This is a genomic window from Citrobacter sp., from assembly GCF_050252275.1.
GTDB lineage: Bacteria > Pseudomonadota > Gammaproteobacteria > Enterobacterales > Enterobacteriaceae > Citrobacter_A > Citrobacter_A amalonaticus.
The window spans coordinates 1-8,907 of record NZ_JBFWLF010000193.1; the positions used below are offsets into that span (position 1 = coordinate 1).

An 8,907-nucleotide genomic window follows, 5' to 3' on the forward strand; every position below is an offset into this window, starting at 1 on the left:
GGTTAACGTCCTGCACCTGCATACAGCAGCCTTGTGCGATACGGCGTTTACGGGTCCCTTTGTTGATTTCCGGCTTCGCGCGCTCTTTCAGCGTCATCGAGTTGATGATCGCCTCCATGCGCACCAGCACTTTGTCATCCATCTGTGACTTCACGTTGTCCGGGATCTGCCCCATGCCCGGCAGCTTGCCCATCAGGCTCGCCATGCCGCCCATGTTCTTCATCTGGCGCAACTGTTCCAGGAAGTCGGTCAGATCAAAACCGTCGCCCTTTTTCAGTTTCGTCGCCAGCTTCTCAGCCTGCGCGCGGTCAACTTTGCTTTCGATATCTTCGATCAGCGACAGCACGTCGCCCATACCGAGAATACGTGACGCGATACGATCCGGATGGAACGGCTCCAGCGCCTCGGTTTTCTCGCCAACGCCGAGGAATTTGATCGGCTTGCCGGTGATGTGACGAATAGAGAGCGCAGCACCGCCACGGGCGTCACCATCAACTTTGGTCAGCACCACGCCGGTCAGCGGCAGCGCTTCATTGAACGCCTTCGCGGTATTCGCCGCATCCTGACCGGTCATCGCATCGACCACAAACAGGGTTTCTACCGGATTGATAGAAGCATGGACCTGCTTGATTTCGTCCATCATCGCTTCATCAACGTGCAGACGACCGGCGGTATCCACCAGCAGCACATCGTAGAATTTGAGTTTGGCTTCTTTCAGCGCCGCGTTAACGATATCGACCGGCTTCTGGCCGACATCCGACGGGAAGAAATCAACGCCAACCTGCTCGGCCAGCGTTTCCAGCTGTTTGATCGCCGCAGGGCGATATACGTCAGCGGAGACGACCAGCACTTTCTTCTTGTGCTTTTCGCGCAGGAACTTACCCAGCTTACCGACGCTGGTGGTTTTACCCGCACCCTGCAAGCCCGCCATCAGCACCACGGCTGGCGGCTGCGCAGCCAGATTCAGGCTCTGGTTCTCTTCGCCCATCGCCGCCACGAGTTCGTTACGGACAATCTTGACGAACTCCTGCCCTGGCGTCAGACTCTTGTTAACTTCATGCCCAACCGCTTTCTCTTTTACGCGATTGATAAACTCTCGCACTACCGGCAGCGCAACGTCAGCCTCCAGCAGCGCCATGCGCACTTCGCGCAGCGTCTCTTTAACGTTGTCTTCAGTAAGGCGTCCGCGGCCACTGATATTGCGCAGCGTGCGCGACAAACGATCGGTTAAATTATCAAACATTGTCTCTCGCCTGGGGTGGAAACGGTTGGTCGCTCAAGCGACACATGAACAGAATTTTGTCGCAGTATAACATGAAGCCGTCTTTGTTGTTATGCAACGGTTGGAGCCGCGGTCACGTAACGCTATACTGCTTCTCTTTCTCACTGGCCAACTGTCGACACCACTATGCCCGTTTTTGCTTTGCTCGCCCTTGTCGCCTATTCCGTCAGCCTCGCGCTGATCGTCCCCGCTCTGCTGCAAAAAAACAGCGGCTGGCGGCGTATGGCCATTCTTTCTGCGGTTGTCGCGCTGGTGTGTCACGCCATTGCGCTTGAAGCCCGCATTCTGCCGGGTGGTGATAGCGGACAAAACCTGAGCCTGCTGAACGTCGGTTCGCTGGTCAGCCTGATGATCTGTACGGTGATGACGATTGTCGCCTCGCGCAACCGTGGCTGGCTGCTGTTGCCGGTGGTGTATGCCTTCGCGCTGATCAATCTGGCCTTCGCGACCTTTATGCCGAACGAGTTCATCACCCACCTTGAAGCCACGCCGGGAATGATGGTCCACATCGGGTTGTCGCTGTTCTCTTATGCGACACTCATTATCGCCGCACTGTACGCGCTGCAACTGGCGTGGATCGACTATCAGCTTAAAAACAAAAAGCTGGCGTTCAATAATGAAATGCCGCCGCTGATGAGCATCGAACGCAAGATGTTCCACATCACGCAGATTGGCGTGGTCCTGCTGACGCTCACCCTGTGTACCGGCCTGTTTTACATGCACAATCTGTTCAGCATGGAAAATATCGACAAAGCGGTGCTCTCGATCATCGCATGGTTTGTCTATATTGTTCTGTTGTGGGGACATTATCATGAAGGCTGGCGCGGTCGTCGTGTTGTGTGGTTTAACGTCGCAGGCGCCGGGATCCTGACGCTGGCTTATTTCGGTAGCCGGATATTGCAGCAGTTTGTCAGCTAAGCCTTAAAGGAGGCGCCCCCTGGAACACATCTCCACCACCACGCTGATCGTCACATTGATCGTCATGGTGGTTATCTCCGCTTATTTTTCCGGTTCCGAAACCGGAATGATGACCCTGAATCGCTATCGCTTACGCCACCTTGCCAAACAAGGGAACCGTCCGGCAAAGCGCGTTGAAAAGCTGCTGCGTAAGCCCGATCGCCTGATAAGCCTGGTACTAATTGGTAATAACCTGGTCAATATTCTTGCTTCGGCCATCGGCACCATTGTCGGTATGCGTTTGTATGGCGATGCGGGCGTTGCCATCGCCACCGGCGTGCTGACCTTCGTCGTGCTGGTGTTTGCCGAAGTTCTGCCAAAAACCATTGCGGCGCTGTACCCGGAAAAGGTGGCCTATCCCAGCAGCTTCCTGTTGGCGCCGTTACAGATTCTGATGATGCCGTTGGTCTGGTTGCTCAACACCATCACCCGATTACTGATGCGCATGATGGGTATTAAAACCGATATCGTCATCAGCGGTTCGTTGAGTAAAGATGAGTTACGAACCCTCGTGAATGAATCCCGCTCGCAAATTTCCCGGCGCAACCAGGACATGCTGCTGTCAGTGCTCGATCTGGAAAAGGTCAGCGTGGATGACATCATGGTGCCGCGCAGTGAAATTATGGGAATTGATATCAATGACGACTGGAAGTCCATCGTGCGTCAGCTATCGCACTCGCCGCACGGGCGTATTGTGTTGTACCGTGACTCGCTGGATGACGCTATCAGCATGCTGCGCGTTCGCGAAGCCTGGCGGTTAATGTCGGAAAAGAAAGAGTTCACCAAAGAGACCATGCTGCGCGCCGCCGATGAGATTTACTTCGTCCCGGAGGGCACGCCGCTCAGCACACAGCTCATCAAATTTCAGCGCAATAAAAAGAAAGTCGGCCTGGTGGTCAATGAATATGGCGATATTCAGGGGCTGGTCACGGTGGAAGATATTCTTGAAGAGATTGTCGGCGACTTTACCACCTCGATGTCACCTACGCTGGCTGAGGAAGTGACGCCGCAAAATGACGGTTCGGTGATTATCGATGGCAGCGCCAACGTGCGGGAAATTAACAAAGCGTTTAACTGGCATCTGCCGGAAGACGACGCGCGTACGGTAAATGGCGTGATTCTGGAAGCACTGGAAGAGATCCCGATTGCGGGCACTCGCGTGCGCATCGGTCAATATGATATCGATATTCTCGACGTCCAGGAGAATATGATTAAACAGGTCAAAGTGTTGCCCGTTAAACCGCTGCGGGAGAGTGTCGCGGAGTAATGAAAACGGCCCGCTGGTTTTCCAGTGGGCCGTAGGCCGGATAAACATCAGCACCATCCGGCAATATAAATAGCCGAAAGATTAACCTTTCGCTTTCGCAACGGTCACCATCGCCGCGCGGATCGTACGACCGTTTAACGTATAGCCTTTCTGCATAATACCCAGCACGTTGCCCGGCGCGATGTCTTCAGACTCGACCATCGCAATCGCCTGATGCACGTTCGGATCCAGCGCAACGTTCGTCTCAGCAATCACTTCAACGCCAAACTTGCGCACCACATCCAGCATCGATTTCAGGGTCAGTTCGATCCCTTCCACCATAGGCTTCATATCCGGATTGGCTTTATCCGCCACTTCCAGCGCGCGATCCAGGCTATCAATCACCGGCAGCAGTTCATTGACGAATTTCTCCAGCGCGAACTTGTGCGCCTTCTCAACGTCCAGTTCGGTACGGCGACGCAGGTTTTCCATTTCCGCTTTTATGCGCAGCACCGCATCACGTTCACGGGTCTGAGCTTCAGTAAGCTGCGCTTCCAGATTCGCAATTTTTTCATCGCGCGGATCCACCTGCTCAGCAGAAGCGTCTGATTCAACCGCCTCAACTTCTTCGTGCTGATCCATGATAATTTCTTCCGGGGCTTGCCCCTCAGGCGTTTTCTGTTCTTTACTACTCATGAATTTCTCCGCGTTTTTTTCGCATTCATCTCGCTAACTTCGCTTATTATGGGGATCAGATTCAGGGTTTCAAGGGAAGCACTCACATTGTCATCAATCTTCGTCACAAGGACCTCGAAAAAATGAATAATCATTTCAAGTGTATCGGCATTGTGGGACACCCTCGTCACCCCACGGCACTCACGACACATGAAATGCTCTACCGCTGGTTATGCACGAAAGGGTATGAGGTCATTGTTGAGCAACAAATCGCTCACGAGTTGCAGTTGAAGAATGTGAAAATTGGCACCCTGGCGGAGATTGGCCAGCAGGCAGACCTCGCGGTGGTTGTCGGCGGTGATGGCAATATGCTGGGTGCGGCGCGAACGCTGGCGCGATACGATATCAAAGTGATCGGTATCAACCGTGGTAATCTCGGCTTTCTGACTGACCTTGACCCCGATAACGCGCAGCAACAGCTCGCCGACGTGCTGGAAGGTCATTACGTCGCGGAAAAACGCTTTCTGCTGGAAGCACAGGTGTGTCAGAAGGACTGCCAGAAGCGTATCAGTACCGCCATTAACGAAGTGGTGCTGCATCCCGGCAAAGTCGCGCATATGATTGAGTTTGAAGTCTATATTGACGAAAGCTTTGCCTTCTCTCAGCGTTCCGATGGCCTGATCATCTCAACGCCTACCGGTTCCACCGCCTATTCCCTCTCCGCCGGCGGGCCGATTCTGACCCCGTCGCTTGATGCCATCACGCTGGTGCCGATGTTCCCGCACACCCTTTCTGCGCGTCCGCTGGTCATCAACAGCAGCAGCACTATTCGGTTGCGCTTCTCGCACCGCCGTAACGATCTCGAAATCAGTTGTGATAGTCAGATCGCGTTGCCGATCCAGGAAGGTGAAGATGTACTGATCCGCCGCTGTGACTATCACCTGAATCTCATCCACCCTAAAGATTATAGTTATTTCAATACATTAAGTACCAAATTAGGCTGGTCAAAAAAATTATTCTAATTTAACACCAACCTCTTTACTGTATAAAAAACCAGTTTATACTGTATGTAATTACAGTTATGGTTTTTCATACAGGAAAACGATTATGTTGGCACAACTGACCATCAGCAATTTTGCTATCGTTCGTGAACTTGAGATCGATTTTCAGAGCGGAATGACCGTCATCACCGGTGAAACCGGGGCGGGTAAATCTATTGCAATTGATGCGCTCGGCTTGTGCCTTGGTGGCCGTGCTGAAGCCGACATGGTCCGGGCCGGCGCCAGCCGTGCTGACCTGTGCGCCCGTTTTTCGCTGAAGGATACCCCTGCCGCCCTGCGCTGGCTGGAAGAAAACCAGCTTGAAGAAGGACGTGAGTGTTTACTTCGCCGCGTGATCAGCAGCGACGGGCGCTCCCGTGGTTTTATCAACGGGACTGCGGTTCCCCTCTCTCAGCTTCGCGAACTGGGACAACTGCTCATTCAAATTCACGGCCAGCACGCGCATCAGTTGCTGACCAAAGCTGAACACCAAAAATCCTTGCTTGATGGCTACGCGAATGAATCCGTGCGGGTGCAGGATATGGCTGCGCGTTACCAACTCTGGCACCAGAGCTGCCGTGATTTAGCACATCACCAGCAGCTGAGTCAGGAACGTGCCGCTCGTGCGGAACTGCTGCAGTATCAGCTTAAAGAACTGAATGAATTTAACCCGCAGCCGGGTGAATTTGAACAGATTGATGAAGAGTACAAGCGCCTGGCCAACAGCGGCCAGCTTCTCTCCACCAGCCAGAATGCGCTGTCGCTGATGGCAGACGGTGAAGACGTTAACCTACAAAGTCAGCTCTATACCGCAAAGCAACTGGTTAGTGAACTGGTCGGTATGGACGGTAAGCTCTCAGGCATTCTTGATATGCTGGAAGAGGCAACGATTCAACTCACGGAAGCCAGTGACGAGCTGCGCCACTATTGCGATCGCCTGGATTTAGACCCTAATCGCCTGTTCGAACTGGAACAGCGTATCTCGAAGCAAATTTCGCTGGCCCGTAAACACCACGTCAGTCCGGAAGCGCTGCCACAGTATTACCAGTCGTTACTGGAGGAACAGCAGCAGCTCGACGATCAGGCCGACTCGCTGGAAACGTTGACTCTGGCCGTGAACAAACACCGCCAGCAGGCGCTGGAAGCAGCGAAAGCGCTGCATGAGCAACGTCAGCACTATGCCCAGGAACTGAGTACCCTCATTACCGAGAGTATGCACTCACTCTCTATGCCACACGGTCGTTTCACTATCGACGTGGCGTTTGATGAGCACCATCTGAGCCAGGACGGCGCAGACCGCGTCGAGTTTAAAGTGACAACTAACCCAGGCCAGCCGATGCAGCCGATTGCCAAAGTGGCCTCCGGTGGGGAACTGTCGCGTATTGCTCTCGCCATTCAGGTGATTACCGCACGTAAGATGGAAACCCCAGCGCTGATTTTCGATGAAGTCGATGTCGGCATCAGTGGTCCAACAGCCGCAGTGGTCGGGAAATTGCTGCGTCAGCTCGGTGAGTCAACACAAGTGATGTGCGTCACGCACCTTCCACAAGTGGCGGGATGCGGTCATCAGCACTTTTTTGTCAGTAAAGAGACCGACGGCGAAATGACCGAAACGCACATGCAACCACTGGATAAACGCGCACGGTTGCAGGAGCTGGCGCGCCTGCTGGGCGGCAGCGAAGTAACGCGCAACACCCTAGCAAATGCGAAAGAACTGCTGGCAGCGTAAACTTTTTTGCACCTTAACGGTCAGAGTAGACAACAAAAACGCCGTCGGACCCGTAAGCAAAAGGTTTTAAAGTGGTGAAAGGTCTATTATCATCGGCATATTACATATGAGCCACGTACTGCTCGGGCCCGAAAAGGAATCAAATCACTATGCGCTGTAAAACGCTGACTGCTGCCGCAGCAGTATTATTGATGTTGACCGCAGGCTGTTCCACTCTGGAGCGAGTGGTTTACCGCCCTGATATCAACCAGGGGAACTATCTGACCGCGAACGATGTAGCCAAAATTCGTGTGGGCATGACGCAACAACAGGTTGCCTATGCGCTGGGTACGCCGATGATGTCCGATCCGTTTGGCACCAACACCTGGTTCTATGTGTTCCGTCAACAGCCGGGCCATGAAGGTGTTACGCAGCAAACGCTGACGTTGACCTTCAACAGCAGCGGCGTATTGACCAATATCGATAACAAGCCTTCGTTGACCAACAACCCGTAAGCTTGTCTGCAGATAACAAAAAAGGTGCTCTCAGAGCACCTTTTTTGTTATCTGCTATTTTTTGCCGTTTTCTCTGCCCGCTGTCTGCGCAACTCTTTCGGATCGGCAATCAGTGGTCGGTAAATTTCTACCCGATCGCCATCCTGTAATACATCCGCCAGCTTGACCGGACGGCTGTAAATACCGACTTTGTTTTTCGTCAGGTCGATATCGGTTCGCAGTTCCAGCAGCCCCGACGCGCGGATAGCCTCTTCGACCGTTGCCCCCGGCTGCAACGTCACCGGTTGCAGGTACTGTTTCTCAGGCAGCGCATAGGCCACCTCAACGACAATCTTAGGCGACACGGTAGACCTCTTTGGCTCGAACCGTAAAAGCCTGCACCATATTGGATGCCAGCTCTTTGAAGATACGGCCAAACGCCAGCTCGATCAGCTTATTGGTAAACTCGAAATCGAGATGAAACTCAATGCGGCAGGCATCCGTACTCAGCGGCGTAAATTTCCAGCCACCAATCAGTTTTTTGAACGGACCGTCGACCAGATGCATCAAGATACTCTGGTTACTGGTTAACTGATTTCGCGTGGTGAACGTCTTGCTGATCCCCGCCTTAGAGACATCCACTGCGGCCGTCATCTGTCCTGGCGTAGACTCGAGAACACGGCTGCCGGTGCAACCCGGTAAAAACTGGGGATAGGACTGAACATCATTCACTAACTGATACATCTGTTCCGCACTGTAAGGGACTAACGCGGTTCGACTAATCTGCGGCATAGCTCTTTCCATCAACAAAAATCGAACAAATAATACCATTTATCACAAGGTAAAAAAAACGCTATCCCACAACAGGGTACAACCTCGTTCATGTTAAGATATCTCCTTGCGCCCCAAAGGATGAAATGGGGTGTTTTTCGATTCCAGATTACCTATACTGAGCGGCACTATGACGAAGAAAAAAGCACACAAACCTGGCTCAGCCACCATCGCGCTCAACAAGCGCGCGCGACACGAATACTTTATCGAAGAAGAGTTCGAAGCGGGACTCGCTCTGCAAGGGTGGGAAGTGAAATCCCTGCGCGCCGGTAAAGCCAACATCGGCGACAGCTATGTGATCCTGAAAGACGGCGAAGCGTACCTGTTCGGCGCTAACTTTACGCCGATGGCGGTGGCCTCCACGCACGTGGTGTGCGATCCCACTCGCACCCGTAAACTGCTGTTGAATCAGCGTGAACTTGATTCCCTGTATGGTCGCGTGAATCGTGAAGGCTACACTGTTGTCGCCCTTTCTCTGTACTGGAAGAATGCCTGGTGCAAGGTCAAAATTGGCGTAGCGAAGGGTAAGAAACAGCACGACAAACGTTCTGATCTGAAAGAACGTGAATGGCAACTGGATAAAGCGCGCATTATGAAAAATGCCGGACGCTAACGGTGTTATTATGTGACCTGCCTCGCATTTGGGGTAGGTCATCAGATCGGAAGAGCACACG

At 53.1% G+C, this 8,907-nt stretch carries 10 protein-coding genes; 6 read left to right on the top strand and 4 right to left on the bottom strand.

Translation table 11 applies throughout. The features are described from left to right. Positions 1-1,243 (bottom strand): signal recognition particle protein (ffh, locus tag AB7E14_RS15815; protein ID WP_428169657.1); only part of this gene is annotated, 1,243 nt, incomplete at its 3' end. A 165-nt stretch (positions 1,244-1,408) separates the two neighbouring features. On the opposite strand from ffh, the gene AB7E14_RS15820 reads away from it, so the two are divergent. After that, complete coding sequence (locus tag AB7E14_RS15820; protein WP_042999687.1) at positions 1,409-2,200, top strand: cytochrome C assembly family protein; 792 nt, start codon at positions 1,409-1,411, stop codon at positions 2,198-2,200. Positions 2,201-2,219: 19 nt separating this feature from the next. Beyond that, positions 2,220-3,506: an HlyC/CorC family transporter gene (locus AB7E14_RS15825; protein ID WP_042999686.1), complete on the top strand. Its 1,287-nt coding sequence runs from the start codon at positions 2,220-2,222 to the stop codon at positions 3,504-3,506. A gap of 81 nt (positions 3,507-3,587) precedes the next feature. On the opposite strand, the gene grpE is transcribed toward AB7E14_RS15825, so the two are convergent. Beyond that, a complete protein-coding gene (gene grpE / locus AB7E14_RS15830) occupies positions 3,588-4,181 on the bottom strand; it encodes a nucleotide exchange factor GrpE (protein WP_042999685.1) in 594 nt (197 codons plus the stop codon). Between the two features lie 122 nt (positions 4,182-4,303). Between grpE and nadK the strand changes: the two genes are divergently transcribed. The 3 genes from nadK to bamE all read left to right on the top strand — a co-directional run bounded on the left by nadK (position 4,304) and on the right by bamE (position 7,423). Continuing rightward, entirely contained in the window at positions 4,304-5,182 is an 879-nt protein-coding gene (gene nadK, locus AB7E14_RS15835) for an NAD(+) kinase (protein ID WP_042325929.1), read from the top strand. A gap of 85 nt (positions 5,183-5,267) precedes the next feature. Continuing rightward, positions 5,268-6,929: a DNA repair protein RecN gene (recN, locus tag AB7E14_RS15840; protein ID WP_042999683.1), complete on the top strand. Its 1,662-nt coding sequence runs from the start codon at positions 5,268-5,270 to the stop codon at positions 6,927-6,929. A gap of 149 nt (positions 6,930-7,078) precedes the next feature. Continuing rightward, positions 7,079-7,423, top strand: a complete 345-nt coding sequence (bamE, locus tag AB7E14_RS15845) for an outer membrane protein assembly factor BamE (protein WP_044255202.1) — start codon at positions 7,079-7,081, stop codon at positions 7,421-7,423. 47 nt (positions 7,424-7,470) lie between these two features. Here the strand turns inward: bamE and AB7E14_RS15850 are convergent, their stop codons facing one another. Then, positions 7,471-7,767, bottom strand: a complete 297-nt coding sequence (locus AB7E14_RS15850) for an RnfH family protein (RefSeq protein ID WP_316962793.1) — start codon at positions 7,765-7,767, stop codon at positions 7,471-7,473. Beyond that, positions 7,757-8,233, bottom strand: coding sequence for a type II toxin-antitoxin system RatA family toxin (locus AB7E14_RS15855; RefSeq protein WP_042999680.1), 477 nt, complete (start codon positions 8,231-8,233; stop codon positions 7,757-7,759). Before AB7E14_RS15855 ends, AB7E14_RS15850 begins: the two co-directional genes overlap by 11 nt. Before the next feature lie 130 nt (positions 8,234-8,363). Between AB7E14_RS15855 and smpB the strand changes: the two genes are divergently transcribed. Further along, positions 8,364-8,846 (top strand): SsrA-binding protein SmpB, encoded by a 483-nt coding sequence (gene smpB, locus AB7E14_RS15860; RefSeq protein ID WP_042325938.1) that lies wholly within the window; start codon positions 8,364-8,366, stop codon positions 8,844-8,846. The last annotated feature ends 61 nt before the right edge of the window (positions 8,847-8,907 follow it).